The following is a 20516-nucleotide window of genomic DNA, read 5'->3' on the forward strand; positions in this document are numbered from 1 at the left end:
ATCTCCTTTATTGGGTACTGATATTATGATAATATAATCGCATCTGTTGTGCATTGGCAAATGCCGGCAATAAGCGAATAATCAACTTAAACTATATAGAATTGGACAGCGGTGGATTTAGAACTAGTGGAATTCGATTTAACACTATACAGACTGTGGGAACAATTTATATCACATCATTAGGTAATACCAATCTAAAGGATCAAACTAATAGGGAAGGTCTTGTTCACAATAAAGCATACGATAACTTGAGAATTTTAATTAAATCAATTTTAAAAGACCTTCGAAATATTATTGAGGACTACTATCCCAAGAAACCCGAGAAAAAAGGCCCTGTGGAAACAGAAGAGATTCATGAAGCAATAACGCCTCTTTCTAACAGAATTAATAATTTAAAAGCAGAAATGTTTCTGTTGAGCGAACTTACAAAATCTTCAGAAGTACCAATATTCAATTCAGTTGTGAAATTAAAAAGTAATGTGGAGTCAATAGAACGGGAATATCTTGATCTGCAAAATTCGGTGACTGAGCTTGATGCAAAAATAAGCGAAGTTGAAAAACAACAGCGAAGAATATTCGATCTAGCAGGTATTGGTATGACTGCTGAAACAGTAGCTCATGAAATGAAAAGTTATTTGGGCCGCATTAATAGTTATTTGGTTGATTTAAGAAAAAGAGTTCCAGCAGAAAAAGATTCACTCACAACACTTTTACATAATACTAGAGCCTTGGAAGTTGTCGTTTCCAGGTTGGATTTACAATCTATAACAAAGAGACGTAGTAAAGCTAGAATGAACTTGGTGTCGGTTGTTAGAGAGATATGTGATAGTAAATTAATTACTTGGAACTTAGATGGTAATAATGAAATTATTATCAATATTGATCATGAAAGTGACTGTTTTATTAAAGCAAACCAAGGGATGATCGTGCAAGTTTTTGATAATTTACTGAACAACTCTCATTATTGGCTATTAAAACATAAGAAAGAAAACCCTTCAAAAGCATCTAAAATTCATATTCGTATTAATAGTAGTGCTGTAGTGGAGTTTTCGGATAATGGGACAGGAATTACGCATGGAGATGCAAGGTTTATTTTTGAACCGTTTTTTACACGGAAAATTGATGGGGAAGGTAGAGGATTAGGGCTGTATATCGTTTCTCAAATTTTGAGTTTTCATAACGCCGATATATATCTCTCTGATGAACAAAACGAACATGGTAATTATTATAAATTCATAATTGATTTATCCGAGACAATAATCTAAGGAAGGAAGTTATAAATTGAGTACTGCTTTAGAAACTTTAAAAGACACTATTACCAAAATGGGGATAAACAGTGCTGTAATAATAGACGATGAATTATTAGATAACCAGCAGGTTATTCTTGATATTATTAATGGTCAGTACGATAGTGAAGAATTTGAAGTACACTCTTTTGTGCAGAATCTAGGTTATACTATCGAGGGATTGAAAGAATCTGATGAATTTCCCGCAGAGATCATTAAGGAATTCAAAAAGATATTCCCTGATATTGTAAAGTCGGAGATCAGTGAGTTGTTAGATGTAGTGTTTTTGTTATTTGAGAATGATAAAATTCGATTACTTGATGGAGCTACCGAAAATCTTGAGACAGATAGTAATACAATCATCTTTCTTGATTATAAGCTTAAGGGTAGTGCGTTAACATCTGAAAGGTTGACAAAATTATTAGCTCAAAAAGAAACTTCTAATTCCGATCCAAGATGTATTGTCTTTATAAGCAAAGATGAATATTTTTCATTAGATTCGACAAAACGATTCCGAATGTTAGATTCCAAAGAAAAGTCTCAGTATTTTAGAGCTTTAAGAAATGAACATGACTCGAAATTTAATAAAAATTCTCTTTATGATTATATCAATAAGAAGCAGCTAATAACTCAAGAAAAAACAAGAAATGAACTTCATATGGTTTTTCAAAATCTGTATGGAGGCCAACAATTCTTCAGATTATTATCCAATGTTGAACAAATACTAATTCAAAGTAGTGAAGCAGTTTTAGGCCAATTTCATTTACTCAATGCCCGTTCCATTCAAGAATTAATTAGAGAAAAGGTTGTTGAAGAGGGTGAATCGGCTCCTGCTTTTTTAATGCAGTGGATTTCTAGGCACATTGCTAAGAAAGTGGAACAAAATGAGGAAGTAGCGTTTAAAATTGATCAAATTTTAAAAAATATAAACGAATGGAATCAATCGTTTTATGAGATTCATGAAGATATCGCATTAAGGGAAATTTTACTTTCTGAGATGTGGGATACAAAAGTTAACGAACGACATCTACCCGTCGATTTTGGCGATATTTTCGAGGTTTTATATAATGGTGAAAAAAAACGAGCTATACTTTTGACCCAAACGTGCACTTTAGCTGTTAGAAATAATGGGAAAAGAACCGGTAGAGTAGCCATGCTTGCATTAGAAAATCCAGAAAAGTTCAAGCTTCAATCTGGTGTTACGCTTGATGATTGGGAAGGCAAAAAAATCACTTTTGATTTGGATGAAACTATAAGCTACCCTATCAATTTTTTGGACATAACGACACTGAACTTTGATGGAAAAGCAGTTATTGAAAAGGAAAATGGAACTTCTGAAATGTCTTTTCCAACTAGATACCTTTGGAGTGATGGGTACAAAATAATGATTGAAAAACTAGTCAATAATCTAGTAGACAAGTTACTAGTTAACAGAAGCCCATTGTATCAAATTGACGAGACTTGGATGCCTTATGAAAATTTCTCTAACCAGCAAATATTGAAGTTCGAATTTCCCATAAGACGATTGAGCCGTTTAGATCAACAATATGCTTTATATGTTTTTCAAGCTGCTCAAGCTTGGTGGGGAAGGATCGGTCTTCCTGTGAATGTCAATTTTATGGATGATTATAGAGAAGTCACAGGGACAATCATAGTACAAGGAAAAGAAAGTAAGGGGAAATTCTTTGTCAAGCGACGTCTTAATGATATTACAGATGTAGGTGTTTTGATTGATGATATAAATGATTGTGTAAAAGCACTATTTGAAGATGATGATGAAACAAAGAGTGATTTAGAACGCTTGTTCACTAAGCCAGAACTTGCTCGATTTCACTATTCATCGGGACAAAAAATAATGTCACTTAAATCAGATAAGACTGCTCTTGAACTGCTCGGTAATAACAAAATATATATTAATATTATCAGTGAAGATCAATGTAGGATAGAGATTATTATGGGCAAAATAAGTAAATGTTTTTTAGAAGAAGAAGACATTACTAATCACATCGCAGGTTATGGTATGGATAAAGAGGGAAGGATTCGATTGAAAATTGCAAAAGCTTTATTGGAGGAAAAGAACCTTACTGAATTGATTGATCGAATTGGTAATAAAACAAATGATGATGAAGTATTTGGGCCAGTGGTTAGCTTATCATCAAACGATCAGGTTTTTCAATTTGAATTACATAAAAACCGGTTAAACATAAGGGTTTGTCGAGATATCCGTGTTTCTGAAAATATAGCTGCAGCAAAAGAATCTTATGAAACACCTGAGTAATTATACGATAATATGAGTATCGTTATTTAACGTCTTAGGATTTAGGGATTGATGGGAAGAGTAGCATATATATTCATTCCTCATTGTGAGGCAAGATCCGAATCATCTCGTTAAGGTAAGACTGCAGACACTGTAAGACTCGATTTCGAGCTTACAGTGTCTCCGGGCTAACCTCTTTTACTTTTACGAGTCAGCCCCATATTCTCCACCGGACTATACTTCTGGTGCTGCTGATGAATGTCCGTGCTAAATAGTTCTACATAGTACCGTACCATCTCAAGCGAACTGTGTCCTAATATTTGCTGCAAGGTAAAGATGTCGCCGCCGTTGATGATATAAAATTTGGCCATCGTATGCCTGAAGGTATGGGGCGATACCCGAGCGCTTGTGATTTGCGCGGCTTTACCGTATTCCTGAATGTTTTCTTGAATGGTGCGGCGATGCAAGGGCTTGTTATCGATATTCACAAAGAGTGCTTTCGTCTCTAATTCCCCGCGTTCCGCCAGGTAGCTTTTTAATACTTGTACGCAGGTTTTTTGAATAGGCACCCGTCGCGCTTTGCGGCCCTTGCCCATTTTGATGCGGATCTCGCATTCCTTCAAATTGACGTCATCGATCTCCAAGGCAATACATTCCCCTATTCGCATTCCCGTCTCGAGCAAAACCATCATAAGTGTGTAATCGCGGAGTCCGGAGAAGGTATTGCGATCGGGTTGATTGAGCAGCAGGATTACTTGTTCTTTCGTCAACGTTTGGATCATTTTTTTCTCGGCGATAACAAGGTCGAATTGCTCGGAAACATTGTGCGCCGTCATTTTCTCTTCATATAAATATGTGAAAAATGCTTTGCAGCTTTTAAGCCGACCGTTAATGGTGTTGCTTGCCAGTCCCTTGTCCAGCATATAGCTGGTAAAATGTTGTTTGATTTGCTTGCCCGTTATATTTCGATAATCTAGGGGAATGTTTTGCTCTTGAAATACCTTTTGCATGTAATGCAGGTTGTATTCATAAAATTCGAGGCTATTTGGCGACAGGTTCTTGGCTCTGTTATGCAAAATGAAGGATCTCACAGCTTGATCAAAGGTTATTTGCTGAGTCTGAGGCTCGACTGTCTGGATCGGCGACAATAATGAATTATTTCGGCGTGCCATATTATTTCCACTCTCCTTCGTCATTCAATTCTTCCCGATGCATAAGGAACTCAACCGGGCTGGATTTCTCATGCTGAAGGTGGAGGTCATTGCCGAAAAATTCAATATAGCGCCGCGTCATATCTAGCGTTGTATGTCCCAAAATGTATTGCAAGGTTAGAATGTCCCCGCCGTTCATAAGGTACATTTTCGCCATCGTATGCCGGAAGGTATGGCAGGACCCTCGTACGCCTTGTAGAGCTGTTTTTTTGCAATGGTCACGGACAATTTTTTCAATGGCCGCTTTTCGCAAGGGCTTATTGTTTAATGTGATCCAAACCTCATCGAAGGGTAAGGAACCGCGTTCCTGGATATACTTTATAAGCGTCTTCAAACAAGTAACCTGAATGGGAACGATGCGCGGCTTCCGGCCTTTGCCCATGGGAATGCAGATGCTCTGGTTTTGAAAATCAATATCCGAGAGCTTCATGTTGGTGAGCTCCATCACCCTCATCCCTGTTTCGAGCAAAACGAGCATCATGGCATAGTCGCGCAATCCAGTGAACGTGGCTTGGTCGGGTTGCTCAAGAACGGCTCTAACCTGATCCTCCGTAAAGGTAAACAGCATCTGGTTGTGGGCTTTGATGACCTTGAGACCGTCGGCAAGATTCGTTTCCATCAAGCCATCCTGCCATAAAAATTTGAAGAAGCCTTGGCAGGTGCGAATGCGGCCGTTTATGGTGTTGGCGGTCAGTTTCTGATCCATCATGTAATGAATCATGCGCTGGCTCAAGTCGGTAGGGACGAGCGTTTTGAGTTCCAGCTTGAAGTGATCCATAAAATGCTCAAACGCCTGCAGATGAAATTTGTAAAAATCAATGGTGGTCGGCGCAAGGTTGCGGTACCGGCAGTCGAGCAAGTACAATCGGACGGCTTCGCGGAATTGGACGCGCGGCGAAACGTTGACCGGCAAAACAAACGATTGGCTGTCATAAGCCTGAGCTTTTTTCATTCGGAATTTCATCCTTTCCTCGTTAAGGATTAGTGAGGAAAAGATTAGCGCGGGTGCTGCTTATCGGTTGCACCAAACAATGCGGTATATGCGCTCGCTAAACCTTGCGAAAATCGGCGCAAAATTTTCCTGAAAAAAATGTTTGCATTCGGCGAGAAAACCTGATATTATAACACTTGTCGCTGTTACGAGCGGAATGAACCACCTCCTAAGTACTCACCAATCTTAGGATCTAGCGGGTTTCCCGTGGGGGTTCAAGTCCCTCCACGCGCATAACCAGTGCATCTCTTGAATTTACAATAAGAGGAAACAACCGCTGAAGGCCAGCGGTTGTTACATTATGTTCACTCTATTAAAAATAAATGAAGAAAGTCCGGCTGCGATAAACCATTTTCGCGCGACCGGACTTTTAGTCATTCTCCTATACCCTGCATACGCTTCCCGGACAATCCTCACAATGACAGAGATCCCGAAGGTAATTCAAGTCTTTGATCACAATATGACCCTTCTCTGTGGCGATAACCTCCATCTGTTTGAGGTCGCTCAGCATCCGGTTAACGCTTTCCCTGCTCGCGCTGATCATCTCTGCCAATTCGGTATTGGTGATTTTCTTGTCGATGATGCGGTAGGGTCCGTAGTCTTTTCCGTAAGTATTGTTTAAACGGATCAACGTCGAGCAAAGAGCGCCCGGCTTTCCGAACATCATCAGGTCGCGGAATTTGGTTTGGGTCAAGCGATGCATAAGGCCCATCCACTTCATGAATTCCACTGCCAGGTCACCATGCTGCCATAACAGCGTTTCCAAATCTCTTTGTTGAATAATGCCGACTGAACTATCCTCGGTAACCTCGGCGTTAAAACTGTGGATGGAATTCCCGAAAGGGTCCATTTGACCGAACAGATCGCCTTCCTGATACATATATAGAATCAATTGCTTGCCGTCATCCGTAGATTTTGTTATTTTAACCCGGCCTTTTTTAATGTAGTATAGCTTATCGGCGGCGTCGCCTTCCCAAAATAAGTGCGACCCCTCGGGTGCGTGATGATCATACATGGTTTCCAATATTCTTGAGAAATTTTCTTCGGAAAAACAAAGAGTGTTCTGGTTTTGGACAGGCATATTTTGTTCTATGCTCATTGACGATGTCCCTCCATTCAGGTCGGCTTAAGCTCATCCTTGAATTGCGCAGATGCTGCAATGAGGATAGTGAGTTTTAGCACACCTTAACCGTAACCGATTCGCACAAGTTTGGATGTGAGAAAAGTCACACTTATTTTTTCGATTTATTGACAAAACGCAAACAAGCAGAGCGGCTTCGAAAATGAAGACACTCTGCGAAATACTGCACTTTTGAGGACAAAAATCAAATTTTGAAGCGGTATCCGCCGATTTGCTCATTCCAGTCATGCCGCGTAAGGTTTCTCAGTAACGGAATAACCCAATAGTCCAAACCTAATTTGGCTGCATTAAAACCGGCAACGACAATGAAAATTCCCAAAAGCAGCATCTGAGCGTTTGTAGATGTTGTACCGGAAAGCACGAAAGCAAAGTTCATCATGACCCCCATCAAGGCTGCCAAGGTTGTGAAGCAACCGAGCACAAGCCCAAGACCGACGAGAAATTCCCCCCATTGCACTAAGAATGAGAACAGACCGGCATTCGGTATGGCCACGGCATTGAGAAAATCCGCCCACCAGGGCTGAACTGCAGGATGGTCGCCTGTGGATTTTTTGGCGGCAGCCACCAAAAAACCGTATGCGTCGAAAGGTGCGTTCCCGCTGATTTTTTCCCAGCCAGATTTCATCCATTCCCATCCCAGATATATCCGTACAACTGTCAACAGAAATGAAGCAAAACGATGATTACGCAGGAAATCAATAAACAACATATCTCACTCCTTGTATCGTTGGTTGGTTTTCAGGATAAAAGAAAATAAAAAAAGAAAATGTTAAAAAAATCACAAAATCTGAAAATTGGATGGAAAAAAAATTCATCGCCGACATTGCGTCCCTGTGATAAAACTAACATCCAAGACAGCCCTGTTCGGATTATGATGGGATCAAGCTCGGAAAGATTATTGCTAGGATTGCAGAGAAAAAGGAGGGTGAGGCGACATGCTGTCCGGGGTTATTCTGGCAGGCGGAGATAACAAGAGGATGAACGGACAGGTCAAGGCACTGCTTACTTTTGAAGGAACGCCTTTGATATTGAGGCAGATCGCCGAAATGAACAAAATCTGTTCTGAAATTATTATCGTGACGAATGAACCGAGATTGTTTCTCCCGCTGGTGGATCGATCGGTGCGAATCATCACGGATTTTTATCAAGGAAAAGGAATCTTGGGCGGTATGCATGCGGGGTTGATGCTGTCCAAGCATCAAAACGTATGGGTAATCGGATCGGATATGCCCTTTGTTTCTTCTAAAGCAGCGGGGCTTCTATTGGATTTAAAAGAAAATCTTGTGCTTGAAGCAGCGATTCCCCTCATCAAAGGGCGCTTGCATCCACTGCATGCGATTTACGACAAGTCAGTCGCCGAAACAGTTGCGAAGACGCTGCAGAGCGGCATCAGCGATGTGCAGGATGTGCTCAAATCGCTCCGGTGGGCGGAGCTTACCGAACCGAAAGTGAACGAGCAGGGCATACCGAGCAGCTTTGTCACTGCCATCAAGACGCAAACTGATTACAAAAATGCACTCCAATCGGAGCAGTCCGGATCGGAAATCCGCCGATAAAACGTTCACCAAAAAGTAACAAAAATGGACCTTCGTATGTGAAGATTCTCACAGAGAGGGTCTTTTTTTGCGGCTACAATAAAAACGTCATCAAGGTTAAAAAGAACGAGCAGGAAAAGAAAGGAGGAAACCGCAATGGCAGGGAATGAATCGGAGATCGCGGAGATGAAGTCAACATCAATCGAAATGCAGCGCAGCAGGTTAAGTGCGAGTTCGCCGGAAACCACGGACAAGGAGCCTGTATTAACGGGCACATTTGCTTCTGTCATGATTCTTGGAGGATTTTTACTGCTTTCTTGGGTAATCGTATTTATTATATTTCTTGTACGAAACGCTTAATTTGAAAAGAGAATGGGGAGAGGCAGTCTATGCACATTCATCGTTTGGAAAAAATATGGCTGACTTTCGGAATCATCATGTTGTTTGTCTTTTTACTGGTGCTCGGAGTCTCAGCCTTTGCCATGGGTATGCAGCCTCCGGCAAATTACTGCGGAGATTATCAATCCGTTGATTCAACCCGTTTGTCCGAAACGCCACCGTTTGATAAACCGCAGCTTCGGAAAATTGGAGATAACGAATATGAAGCGGTGATGACGGCCTTCGCCTTCGGATATTCTCCGAACCAGCTTGAGGTTCCTGCGGGAGCTACCGTACATTTCGTCGTTACCAGCAAGGATGTGGTACATGGATTTGCGATACCGGGAACCAACGTGAATATGATGGTTCTTCCTGGTGAAGTCAATCAGACGGACCATACGTTCGCCCAACCGGGTGAGTATCTGGTGCTGTGCAATGAATACTGTGGCGTGGCGCATGAATTGATGCAGACCAAAATCATTGTCAAATGAATTTACATTGGCCTTTGTAACGAAAGTGAATTTTTAAGTTAGTATGTACGGAAAGGGTGGACAATATGAATGCTGTAAATTCGGCGCAAATCAGTGCCCCACAGCCGTTTGACCGGAAGGATGCGGGATTGGTTCTGGCCCATATCTTGTTCGCGTTCGCCGCGCTGCTGCTCGGGGGAATTGCAGGATTGCTGCAAGCGTTGGTGCGTGCGGGAATGATTACGCTGCCGGCCAATATCGGGTATTATGAGCTGCTGACCGCACATGGGGTTTTGATGGCTTTGATTTTTACCACATTCTTTATTATCGGATTTCTATACTCGGGTGTTTCCAAGACACTGGGAGGCCGGCTTCTGAATTCTTCAAGAGGGATGGGCTGGGCAGGCTTTGGGTTGATGGCCGTCGGTACGTTAATCGGCACAATAGAAATTTTACTGAACCGCGCGACAGTACTCTATACTTTCTATGCTCCGCTGAAGGCGTCCCCCTATTTTTACATTGCCTTGGCGCTTGTGGTTGTTGGAAGCTGGGTGAGCGGGTTCGGCATCTTTACGCAGTATCGGCACTGGAAAAAGGCAAATCGCGGCCAAATTTCCCCGCTGTTCGCTTTTATGTCGGTGATAATCATGCTGCTTTGGCAGATCGCCACAATCGGAGTCGCGGCGGAGGTCGTTCTGCAGTTGATTCCTTGGTCATTCGGCTGGGTGGACCGGGTGAACATTCTGCTAAGCAGGACGCTGTTCTGGTATTTTGGCCATCCGCTCGTTTATTTCTGGCTGCTGCCGGCTTATATTGCCTGGTATGTGACCATTCCGCAAATTATCGGAGGAAAAATATTCAGCGATGCCTTGGCAAGACTATCGTTTGTGTTGTTCCTTCTGTTCTCTATTCCGGTAGGGTTTCACCATCAATTGATGGAGCCGGGAATCAGCTCGTTCTGGAAGTTTTTGCAGGTCGTATTGACTTTTATGGTTATTATTCCTTCTTTAATGACGGCATTCTCCTTGTTTGCAGTTTTTGAGCTGAACGGGCGCGCCAAGGGGGCTACAGGCTTATTCGGTTGGTTGAAAGTGCTGCCGTGGAAGGACGTCAGATTTTTTGCCCCATTTATGGGCATGTTGATTTTTATTCCAGCGGGAGCGGGCGGAATCATTAATGCAAGCAATCAGATGAATGCGGTTGTCCATAACACGCTTTGGGTGACGGGGCATTTTCATCTGACGGTCGCGACAAGCGTAGCCCTTACCTTCTTTGGGGTTGCTTATTGGCTGATTCCCCATTTGACCGGCAGGAAGCTTACGCCTTTCCTAAATAGATTGGGGATTATACAAACGGTCGTATGGGTGGCGGGCATGTTCCTGATGTCGGGTGCGATGCATATCTCCGGACTTTTGGGCGATCCGCGCAGAACGGCCTACACAACCTATAACGGCAGCGCCGAAGCCGCTTCCTGGGTGCCTTATCATATTGTAATGGGCGTGGGAGGAATGGTCCTGTTCATCGGAATCATCCTGATGACCGTCAATGTGATGCTGCTGCTGAGGGCTCCAAAAAGCGGGGAAGCGGAGGAATATCCGATCGGCGAAGTGACGGAAGGATCGGAAAAAACGCCCGGATATTTGGAGCGCTGGGGAGTGTGGATCAGCATTGCGGTTGTGCTGATTCTGGTCGCCTATACGATTCCGCTTTACGGCATGGCCACCAATCCGGTTCCGGGTTCGCCGGGCTTTAAGACATGGTGATGATCATGCTTGGAGAAGCAGCGTCATAACCGGCAAATTTCATCCGGGCAATTGGCGCAATTGACGATGGTTTTCAGACGCTGAAGGTCGCGGATCACGATTCTCCCGTCCTTCAGTGTCAGGATACCGTTGTCCATATATTCATGCAGCTGGCGATTGACGCCTTCCCGTGTGGTGCCGATAATGTTGGCCAGGTCCGTGTTGGTGAGCTTGATGCAAATATCGATTCCTTCATCGCCGGGAACTCCGTAAGTCTTGGCAAGACGAATCAGCGTTGAGGCAAGGGCCCCGCTTTTGCCGTAAAGCAGCAGGTCGCGAAACTTGGCTTGGGTAGCTTGATGCATCAAGCCCATCCATCTCATGAATTCCACGGCAAAGCCGCCGTTTTGTCCGATCAGTTGTTCCAGATCCTCATGAGGGATAAAGCCGATCATGCTGTCCTGCACCACTTTGGCATTGAAGGTGTGCACCGGTTTACCGACGCTGCCGATTTCCCCGAAAAGATCACCGTCCTGGCGAATGAAAAGAATGAGCTCCTTGCCTTCTTCCGTTGATTTGGTGATGTGGATTTGTCCGGATTTCACATAATACAAGTGTTCCGAAGGTTCACCGTCCCAGAACAAATGAGTGCCTGAGGTGACTTGGTGAAACGTCATGGCCGATTGCAAAAGAAGGAAATTAGACTCGGACAAGAATTGTGAAATCTGGGTATTGGCGTCGGAAAAATTGTTCTGCATGCAGGTTTGCATCTTTAATCACGCCCCGTTCTTGGGATCTGTTACCCTTCATTTTATACGATGCCTACCCTTCTGTATACGTCAATTGCGTATTGGGAAAAAATACATGAAAAAACCTGTTGCAAATCGATTTGATTTTTGATATATTAATACTTGTCGATTTTGCGGAAGTGGCTCAGTGGTAGAGCATCGCCTTGCCAAGGCGAGGGTCGCGGGTTCGAATCCCGTCTTCCGCTCCATTTTTTTCTACGGATGTTGTTTGTGCCCTTAGCTCAGCTGGATAGAGCGTTTGACTACGAATCAAAAGGTCGGGAGTTCGAATCTCTCAGGGCACGCCATTGTTCATCCGGAATGTATCGGGACGTAGCTCAGCTTGGTAGAGCACCTGGTTTGGGACCAGGGGGTCGCATGTTCGAATCGTGTCGTCCCGACCAATAGCAATCTGATGTGCGGGTGTAGTTCAATGGTAGAACTCCAGCCTTCCAAGCTGGTAGCGTGGGTTCGATTCCCATCACCCGCTTTCTAATGGGAAGCGAACCCTAAGGGTTCGGCCGTCCGTGAAGCCTCCTTGAGATCCCGGATCAGGACGAGCGTCCGAATTAACCATAGTCGCCATCCGGGAGGATGGAAATTCACATCCGGCAATTCAGAGAATTCCCATCACCCGCTCCATCTTTGACACCAACGGCAGACCGCAAGGTCTGTTTTTTCGTAAGCTTATCATTAATGCCTAAAATTATTTACATAGTTAAGAGTTCGCATCGACAATGGATTTACGGTTCAAAATAAAGAAATGGAATTGCTGACGGACAGCGCAATATTCGGCTGACGGAGGGTATATCCGAACGGCCGCTGGGGGTGTAGGAGTGAGGGATATTGAGGCTAGGTTGGCCAAGCTGGCCTATAATGGAGACAGAAATGCGTTCAGCGAATTGGTCGACCTTTATACGGACAAAATCTTTCACCTGGCCAACAGAATGCTGGGCAACCGTCAGGAAGCTGAAGATATTGTTCAGGAAACGTTCTTGAGAGTCTATAAAAATCTCGGCAAATATGATCCGAATCAGAAATTTTCCACTTGGATTTATCGGATAGCAACGAATCTATGCATTGACCGTCTCCGCCGGAGAAAACATCAATATTCTCTGGACGCAGAGGTTGCCGACGGGGAAGGAATCGATTGGCATGCCATGCTGGCAAGTGATGAACCTGGACCGGAGCAAAGGCTGATCTTGTCGGAAATACAACTGCAGATGCGAAAAGCGATTGAAGCGCTTCCGGAAAAATATAAGTCGGTGGTTATCCTGCGCTATCTGCATGATTTATCGCTTCAGGAGATCAGTGAAATTTTGGATATACCGGTAACTACCATCAAAACAAGAGTCCATCGAGGCAGGGAATTTTTGCGGAGGAAATTGGAGCAAGACAAACTTTTGCTTTGAGCAAAAATTTTTGAAACAATACCGGACTTGTTGCGTATGGTATTACACGAATCTAAGAACATTGCGGAAAGGAGCGGCTGTCTGTGAATTGCAAGGAGGCCAGACCTTTGATACATGATTATCTGGACGGTGATTTGCAGGAGCCAACAGCCGTTCGGCTCAACGATCATCTGCAAACTTGCTCCGACTGCAGGCTCCTGATGAGACAGTTGGAACAAGCGGATGCTTTGCTTCGGTCGATGCCGGAGGGCAGGCCACCGGCGGGCTTGCGGGATCGGGTCATGGATGCCGTTCCGCCGTCCGTTCCGAAACGCTCCCGGCTGCAGTGGGTCAAGCGTCATCCTGCCGTTTCCGCCGCCGCTTTGTTCCTGCTGGTCATGCTGGGAAGCTATGTGACACTGTGGAATCAAGATACGGAAATGGTCGTCAAGGGGAAAGACCTTCAACATATTATCATACACGGAGATTCGGTGATCGTTCCCGCCGGATATACGGTCAAGGGCGATTTGTTTGTGGAGAACGGCAGGGTCGAGGTCGACGGTAAAGTGGACGGCAACGTTACGGTGGTCGACGGCAAATTGAGTCTGGCCTCAACCGCTTACATTTCCGGTGAAGTTACCAGCATCAACAGGGCACTGGACTGGATTTGGTACCGGATGAACCAGCTTTTCTCCGACTTTACGCGAATATCCCAATAAGCAGGAAGCAGCGGAACCTCCTCGATTGACGATATCGGTCAGGGGAGGTTTTTTTGGTGAAAAAAGGATAATGATGGATTTCGAAAAGAAGTTTATAATTGGTATAATATATGATAAGCTGCGGTCTGCATGGGGGGAGTGAAGAGGTTGGAATTGTTTGCGCAAATCACCATATACGATGTCATTGATATCCTGATCGTCAGTTATGTCATCTACAAGCTGATCCTGCTCGTGCGAGGCACCCGTGCGGTGCAACTGCTCAAAGGCATTTTTGTCGTCGTGATTACTTGGTTGATCAGCATCTGGTTTCATCTGAATACGTTAAAATGGATGATGAACCAAATGTTCACTTTCGGCGTTCTGGCCATCATCATCATCTTTCAACCCGAGCTCCGGCGCGCGCTTGAGCAGTTGGGCAGGGGGAGATTGTTTACCCGATCGTCAACGTATGAGGAGCAGGATTTCTCCAGCCGGGTCGGTGAGGTCATGAAAGCGGTCAATTATTTATCCCGGCGTAAAATCGGGGCTTTGATCGTTTTTGAACGGAATACCGGCTTGAACGATTACATCGAATCCGGAATCCAGATGGATGCCGTCATCACCTCCGAATTATTGATCAACGTTTTTATCCCGAATACGCCGCTGCATGATGGTGCCGTGATGATCCGAAAGAACCGGATAATGGCCGCGGGCTGTTATTTGCCGCTTTCCGAGAATCCCTTCATCAGCAAAGAACTCGGCACCCGGCATCGCGCGGCGATCGGCATGAGTGAAGTGTCTGATGCCATGAGTGTAGTCGTGTCGGAAGAAACCGGACAAGTTTCCCTGGCGCTCAACGGACAGATTGTGCGGGACATCAAAGAGGAGTCTTTGATGTCCAAGCTGTTTGATGAGTTGAATGTAAATGCCAAAACGAAGGAAAAGACCGCCTTCTGGAAATGGAGGAGTGGTCACAATGGATAGATGGCTGAACAATATGTATGTGGTCAGGGTGATCGCGTTGGTTCTGGGGCTGCTTTTGTGGGCGGTAGTGCATATGGACACCACCAAGACGACTACCACCTCGACCGCGCCGCTGTACGGAGCCGAGGATATTTCCAAAGTCAGCATCGAAACTGTCGGCCTGGATAAAAATCATTACCATCTGGTATCGATTTCTCCGTCGACCGTGACGGTCAGGATTAGCGGGAAAACCTCCTCTCTGAATTTGGTGAATACGACGAATTTTCAGGTGCTTCTGGATTTGTCCAACGTGACGGAGGGGGCGCAAATCGTCCCGTTGAAGCTGGAGAAGCTCAAAGATTTTCCGGAAGACGTAAGCGCCGAAGTATTGCCTTCGAGCGTCACGGTCAAAGTGGAGAAGAATCTTAAGAAAGAAATGCCGGTGACTATTGATTTGGGAGGCAGCCCTGCGGAAGGACTTGTAGCGGGAACGCCGATCATCAACCCGAGCAGGGTTCATGTCACGGTTCCGGAAAGCCGGCAGAACGACATTCAATTCGTCCGGGGAAAGGTGCCGGTTGACGGAGCCAAATCTGCGGTAGTCACTCAGGTAAAGCTGGCGGCATATAATGCGGACGGCAAGGAAGTGCCGGCGAGTATCTCGCCCTCAATCGTGGATGTGGAAGTGCCGATTACTAGCCCGTTCAAAAGAATACCGCTGCAGATCAAATTGACCGGGGAGCTTCCGGAAGGATACAGCATTGCCGCTTTCCATCAAAGCGCCGGCCAGGTCACCGTGTACGGACCGCAGAAGGAACTTGACGCGATGCAATTCTATACCGGGCCGCAGATTGATTTGACCAATATGAAAAGCGACAAAACGTTCGTGCTGGACATCCCGTTGAAAGGGAAAGTGACCCAAGTCGATCCGAACCAGATGACCGTGGAATTAACAATCGTCCCGTCCGCCCGGAAAAAGCTGGATCAGGTCGGCATCCTGATCAGCGGTGAGAATAATCAATATGCGACAAAGGTAACGAATCCCGCAAACGGCAAAATCGACTTGATCCTGGAAGGAGCACCTGCTACTATTGAAAAAATGGGCGCGGAGGATGTGCAGGCCTTTGTGGACGTCAGCAACCTGCCTATCGGCAAATACGAGCTTCCGCTGATGCTGAATTTACCTCCGTACGTGAGAAAAGCGCCCAACCAGGATCTCAAGGTCAGTGTGGAAATCAGTGAACGGCCTAACCCGGTGCCGTCCGCCCGGCAGACGAGCGGAAATGAGGCACAGCCGGCCACCGCTCAGCAGACGAATGGAAATCAGGCGCAATCGTCTGCCGCGCAACAGCCGCATGGAAATTTATCGGGACAAACGTCAGAATAAACGCTAAAGGAGAGGCACGACAGCAAAATGGGGAAATATTTCGGAACCGACGGGGTGCGCGGAATTGCCAATAAAGAACTGACCCCCGAGCTGGCTTATAAAATTGGAAGATGCGGGGGGTACGTGCTCACCGGCGAGGTGCAGCGGCCGACCGTATTGATCGGAAGAGATACCCGGATATCGGGTGAAATGCTGGAATCCGCCTTGGTGGCCGGGCTGCTGTCCATCGGAGCGAATGTCGTGCGTCTCGGAGTTGTCAGCACACCGGGGGTTGCTTATTTGACCCGAACCTTGGAAGCTGATGCCGGAGTGATGATTTCTGCGTCGCACAATCCGGTAGAGGATAACGGAATCAAATTTTTCGGACGTGACGGATTTAAGCTTACCGACGAAACGGAATTGCAAATCGAGCGTCTGATGGATGCGGAAACGGATGATTTGCCCCGGCCCGTGGGCGGAATGATCGGAACGGTAACCGATGATCAGGACGCGAAATATCGGTATGCGGAGTTTTTGAAGACGACCTGCGAAACCTCCTTTAAGGGTTTGAGGATAGTGATGGACTGCGCCAACGGAGCGGCCTACGAGCTTGCTCCCAAGGTGTTCCGCGAAATGGGGGCTGAGGTAATCACGCTTGCTGCGGAGCCGAATGGCTTGAACATCAATGACAACTGCGGCTCCACGCATCCGGATCATTTGCAGAAGAAAGTGGTGGAGCACGGCGCCGATTTGGGACTTTCGTTCGACGGAGATGCCGACCGACTGATTGCCGTCGACGAGACAGGCTCGGAGGTGGACGGCGACTTTATTCTGGCGATCTGCGGGGAAGCGATGAATCGAACCGGCCGGCTGAAGCGTTCGACAATCGTGACGACCGTGATGAGCAATATCGGCTTTTTTAAAGCTGCGGCGAATCTTGGTATTCAAGTGGAGAAAACTGCAGTCGGAGACCGGTACGTGATGGAAGCGATGCGCATTGGCGGGTATAACCTTGGCGGGGAGCAATCCGGGCATGTAATATTCCTGGATTACAACACAACCGGAGACGGCATCCTGACGGGCTTGCAGTTGGTCAATACGCTGGTGGGCTCGGATAAAAAATTAAGCGAATTGAAGAGCATGATGCGCAAATATCCGCAAATTCTCATCAATGTGAAAGTGACCGATAAACGCAAGTTCAAGGACAATCCGGTTCTGGGGGAAGCGATTGACAGAGCGGAGCTTGAGCTCGGGAATAATGGCCGCGTTCTGGTGCGGCCTTCCGGAACTGAATCGCTGATTCGCGTCATGGTGGAAGGCCCGGAGATTGAGCAGATCGAATCGCTTGCGCGGCAGATTGCAGGCGTGATCCGGCAGGAGCTGGGCTGATCGGATGTGGTTAGGTGATTGGAATGTACGGACGGATTATTGGAATGAGCTGATGCGTAATGAACGCAGCATAGAAGAACGCAGCTTGGAATGACGCAGATCGGAGCTTAGCAGGATAAGATCTTTTTAGGGTCTTATTTAAGGAATTCTTTTGAATTTGGGGCGAATAAGGTCTTTCGAGGGCGTTAATTTTGTCGAAAAATCCGAAATCCGGTTATTTGGCCTAAAATAACACCCCGAAATTCCTTTATTGCAGTTTTTCAAGCACCTAAAGCCTCACCATCAGACACGCCCGGTTATTCCTCAGAGGTGCGGCAGCCAGCTTCACCTTCCCCTTCCTTACACCTTCATTCTCATCCGACACGTACAATACTCACCTATAGGTTTTTCCAGTGGCTTCATGAAATTCTTCTTTGCTGAAAGAAGAGGTTGCGCACGGTTATGAAAATGAATAAGATGAAGATATGCAATTTGAGAAGGAAAGGAGGGTAGGGGGTTTTTCAAATGAATAAAAGCGCCAGAACTCCGGGGAAGGTGTTCTCTCATCCGTGATTGTCATGTCCGCAGGATCAGCGGACTTGTCGGATAGGATGAAACGGAATACTTCGAAGAGTTGACGAGGTGGAGGTGTTCGAAGGCTTCGGCGGGGACCTCCCGGTGATGATCATCCGCACCGCAAATTGGAGAGCAAAGCTTCCGGGTGACCGGTTGTACAAAGCTCCAATGGGATGACTTGTTTTTGGACGTGACAATGAAGGAGAGCGTGTTTTCACCGTAACGGGAAGAGGGCCATCCATGCTCCCGTAGATTTGAAGAATCGAAGAACATTGAAAATACGCAGCGACTCGACAAGCATACGGGTTTTGAATGGCACGACAGGGCAGTCCACACGTTACGCGGGAAACCTCTTCATCATGTTGAGAAAATTTATGGATATATGGAGGTTCAAATCATTCAATGTGTGGAATCGTAGGATATATTGGAATGAGAGATTCACAGGATATATTGCTTAGCGGTTTGAAAAAGCTGGAGTATCGGGGTTATGACTCGGCAGGGGTTGCGGTATATACGGAGAACGGACTGGAAATCCGCAAGGCGGAAGGACGTCTGGCCGTGCTTGAATCCCAGCTTCAGCAGAAGCCTTTGACGGGATCGATCGGAATCGGGCATACACGGTGGGCGACGCACGGCAAGCCGTCGGATTCCAATTCGCACCCTCATACGGATCAAACGATGAAATTCTCAGTGGTGCACAACGGAATTATTGAAAATTATCTGGAACTGAAAGAAGAATTGATGCTCAAAGGCCATACCTTCGTTTCCGAGACGGATACGGAAGTCATTTCGCATTTGATCGCTGAAGAATACCAAGGGGACATTGTTATGGCCGTGCAGAAAGCGATCAAAAGAATGCGCGGCGCATACGCGATTGCCGTTCTGACCGAGCATGAACCGGACAAATTGGTGGCGGTCAGGCTGGCAAGCCCATTGATTATCGGAATCGGCGAAGGAGAGAATTTCATCGGGTCGGATATTCCCGCGATTCTGGAATATACGCGAAACGTGTATATTTTGAACGACGGGGAAATGGCGGTTTTGACGAAGGATCGTGTCGAATTAATGACAATCGAAGGGAATTTCATTGCCCGGGAAATGTTTCATGTCGATTGGGATTGGGTCACCGCGGAAAAAGGCGGATACGATCATTTTATGCTCAAGGAGATTCACGAGCAGCCGAAAGCCTATTTGGATACAATGGGCAGCAGGATCGCAACCGACGACAGCAAGATTATCTTGAATGAAATCAGCATGAGCGAACAGGAAATACGCGGCATCCAGCGCATTCACGTCGTGGCGTGCGGCACGGCCTATCATGCCGGACTCGTCGGCAAGCAGGTGATTGAAAGCCTGGTGCGCATACCGGTGGAAGCGGAAGTAGGCTCGGAATACCGTTATCGTTCGCCGATCATTACGAAGGATACGCTGGTGATTGCGGTCAGCCAGTCCGGCGAAACGGCGGATACGCTGGCCGCGCTTCGCGAGGCCAAACGTCTCGGTGCGCGAGTAGTCGCGATTACCAATGTGGTCGGCAGCTCGGTAGCCCGTGAAGCGGACGATGTGATCGTTACCTGGGCCGGGCCCGAAATTGCCGTTGCTTCGACTAAGGCATATACCACGCAGCTGATCGCTTTTTATTTGCTCGGGCTGTATATGGCTCAGGTTCGTGGGACGCTGGAGGGGGCGCAGATCCGGGAAATCATTGCCGCATTGCGGCGGCTTCCCGAGCAGGCGCAGCGGATTCTCGAACAGCAGGGTGAGATCAAGGCCTACGCCGAGCTGGTTGCCGAGCACGACAACATGTTCTTTATCGGCCGCAGCTTGGATTATGCGGTTGCTCAAGAGGGCTCGCTCAAGCTGAAGGAGATCTCGTATATCCACTCCGAGGCTTATCCGGCCGGAGAATTGAAGCACGGCACACTGGCTTTGATCGAGGAAGGAATCCCCGTCATCGCCTTGGCGACGCAGCCGGAGCTGTTCGAGAAGACGGTGTCGAACATCAAGGAAGTGAAGGCCCGGGGAGCTTTCGTGCTCGGCATCGCCAACGCCGATGACGAGGAGCTGGTCAAATCCGTCGACCGGCTGCTGACCATACCGAAAACCCTGCCGATCCTGACGCCGGCCCTATCGGTCATTCCGCTGCAGCTACTGGCCTATTACGCTTCGCTGGCCCGCGGCAACGACGTTGACAAACCGAGGAATTTAGCCAAGAGCGTTACTGTAGAGTAAGGGGACACGGGGTTAACAGAATCTTGTAGCCAGCAAATAAAGTCGTTTGCCAGCAAATTAAACTCGTATTGAGCAATTAAAAGTCGTATGGAAGCCGAGCAGATCCAGGATTATTTCCTGACA

17 protein-coding genes and 4 tRNA genes are annotated in these 20516 nt (G+C 46.5%); 16 read left to right on the forward strand and 5 right to left on the reverse strand.

The genetic code is table 11. From position 1 onward, the window contains the following. Window positions 1–53 precede the first annotated feature (53 nt). On the forward strand, window positions 54–1265 hold the full coding sequence (locus VF724_RS19215; RefSeq protein ID WP_371755863.1) for a sensor histidine kinase: 1212 nt from the start codon (window positions 54–56) through the stop codon (window positions 1263–1265). Between the two features lie 16 nt (window positions 1266–1281). After that, window positions 1282–3564, forward strand: a complete 2283-nt coding sequence (locus VF724_RS19220) for a hypothetical protein (protein WP_371755864.1) — start codon at window positions 1282–1284, stop codon at window positions 3562–3564. 167 nt (window positions 3565–3731) lie between these two features. On the opposite strand, the gene VF724_RS19225 is transcribed toward VF724_RS19220, so the two are convergent. The 4 genes from VF724_RS19225 to VF724_RS19240 all read right to left on the reverse strand — a co-directional run bounded on the left by VF724_RS19225 (window position 3732) and on the right by VF724_RS19240 (window position 7595). Next, entirely contained in the window at window positions 3732–4715 is a 984-nt protein-coding gene (locus tag VF724_RS19225; RefSeq protein WP_371755865.1) for a tyrosine-type recombinase/integrase, read from the reverse strand. A 1-nt stretch (window position 4716) separates the two neighbouring features. Continuing rightward, window positions 4717–5706: a tyrosine-type recombinase/integrase gene (locus tag VF724_RS19230; RefSeq protein WP_371755866.1), complete on the reverse strand. Its 990-nt coding sequence runs from the start codon at window positions 5704–5706 to the stop codon at window positions 4717–4719. A 421-nt stretch (window positions 5707–6127) separates the two neighbouring features. Beyond that, window positions 6128–6844 carry a Crp/Fnr family transcriptional regulator gene (locus tag VF724_RS19235; RefSeq protein WP_371755867.1) on the reverse strand — a complete coding sequence of 239 codons (717 nt, stop codon included), beginning with the start codon at window positions 6842–6844 and terminating at the stop codon, window positions 6128–6130. 226 nt (window positions 6845–7070) lie between these two features. Then, entirely contained in the window at window positions 7071–7595 is a 525-nt protein-coding gene (locus VF724_RS19240) for a DoxX family protein (RefSeq protein ID WP_371755868.1), read from the reverse strand. A 226-nt stretch (window positions 7596–7821) separates the two neighbouring features. Between VF724_RS19240 and mobA the strand changes: the two genes are divergently transcribed. The 4 genes from mobA (at window position 7822) to VF724_RS19260 (ending at window position 11032) form a co-directional block, all read left to right on the forward strand. Beyond that, window positions 7822–8442, forward strand: a complete 621-nt coding sequence (mobA, locus tag VF724_RS19245; RefSeq protein WP_371755869.1) for a molybdenum cofactor guanylyltransferase — start codon at window positions 7822–7824, stop codon at window positions 8440–8442. Between the two features lie 135 nt (window positions 8443–8577). Next, window positions 8578–8781, forward strand: coding sequence for a hypothetical protein (locus VF724_RS19250; protein WP_371755870.1), 204 nt, complete (start codon window positions 8578–8580; stop codon window positions 8779–8781). 29 nt (window positions 8782–8810) lie between these two features. Then, complete coding sequence (locus VF724_RS19255; RefSeq protein WP_371755871.1) at window positions 8811–9290, forward strand: cytochrome c oxidase subunit II; 480 nt, start codon at window positions 8811–8813, stop codon at window positions 9288–9290. Window positions 9291–9355: 65 nt separating this feature from the next. Then, window positions 9356–11032 (forward strand): b(o/a)3-type cytochrome-c oxidase subunit 1, encoded by a 1677-nt coding sequence (locus tag VF724_RS19260; RefSeq protein ID WP_371755872.1) that lies wholly within the window; start codon window positions 9356–9358, stop codon window positions 11030–11032. A 23-nt stretch (window positions 11033–11055) separates the two neighbouring features. On the opposite strand, the gene VF724_RS19265 is transcribed toward VF724_RS19260, so the two are convergent. Further along, window positions 11056–11769, reverse strand: coding sequence for a Crp/Fnr family transcriptional regulator (locus VF724_RS19265; RefSeq protein WP_371755873.1), 714 nt, complete (start codon window positions 11767–11769; stop codon window positions 11056–11058). A gap of 164 nt (window positions 11770–11933) precedes the next feature. Between VF724_RS19265 and VF724_RS19270 the strand changes: the two genes are divergently transcribed. From VF724_RS19270 to glmS, 10 genes are all read left to right on the forward strand, one after another. Then, window positions 11934–12008 (forward strand) — tRNA-Gly (locus tag VF724_RS19270). A gap of 22 nt (window positions 12009–12030) precedes the next feature. Beyond that, window positions 12031–12107 (forward strand) — tRNA-Arg (locus VF724_RS19275). A 19-nt stretch (window positions 12108–12126) separates the two neighbouring features. After that, a tRNA-Pro gene (locus VF724_RS19280) sits at window positions 12127–12203 on the forward strand. Between the two features lie 15 nt (window positions 12204–12218). Beyond that, window positions 12219–12289 (forward strand) — tRNA-Gly (locus tag VF724_RS19285). Window positions 12290–12635: 346 nt separating this feature from the next. Next, on the forward strand, window positions 12636–13211 hold the full coding sequence (gene sigW / locus VF724_RS19290) for an RNA polymerase sigma factor SigW (protein ID WP_371755874.1): 576 nt from the start codon (window positions 12636–12638) through the stop codon (window positions 13209–13211). 83 nt (window positions 13212–13294) lie between these two features. Beyond that, window positions 13295–13909 (forward strand): zf-HC2 domain-containing protein, encoded by a 615-nt coding sequence (locus tag VF724_RS19295; RefSeq protein ID WP_371755875.1) that lies wholly within the window; start codon window positions 13295–13297, stop codon window positions 13907–13909. Window positions 13910–14056: 147 nt separating this feature from the next. Further along, window positions 14057–14872 (forward strand): diadenylate cyclase CdaA, encoded by an 816-nt coding sequence (gene cdaA / locus VF724_RS19300; RefSeq protein ID WP_371755876.1) that lies wholly within the window; start codon window positions 14057–14059, stop codon window positions 14870–14872. Then, on the forward strand, window positions 14865–16238 hold the full coding sequence (locus VF724_RS19305; RefSeq protein WP_371755877.1) for a CdaR family protein: 1374 nt from the start codon (window positions 14865–14867) through the stop codon (window positions 16236–16238). Before cdaA ends, VF724_RS19305 begins: the two co-directional genes overlap by 8 nt. Window positions 16239–16265: 27 nt before the next feature. Continuing rightward, complete coding sequence (gene glmM / locus VF724_RS19310) at window positions 16266–17606, forward strand: phosphoglucosamine mutase (protein WP_371755878.1); 1341 nt, start codon at window positions 16266–16268, stop codon at window positions 17604–17606. Window positions 17607–18563: 957 nt separating this feature from the next. Further along, window positions 18564–20393, forward strand: a complete 1830-nt coding sequence (gene glmS / locus VF724_RS19315; RefSeq protein ID WP_371755879.1) for a glutamine--fructose-6-phosphate transaminase (isomerizing) — start codon at window positions 18564–18566, stop codon at window positions 20391–20393. Window positions 20394–20516: the final 123 nt, after the last annotated feature.

Origin of the sequence: Ferviditalea candida (assembly GCF_035282765.1) — a bacterium.
GTDB classification, from domain to species: Bacteria; Bacillota; Bacilli; order Paenibacillales; family KCTC-25726; genus Ferviditalea; species Ferviditalea candida.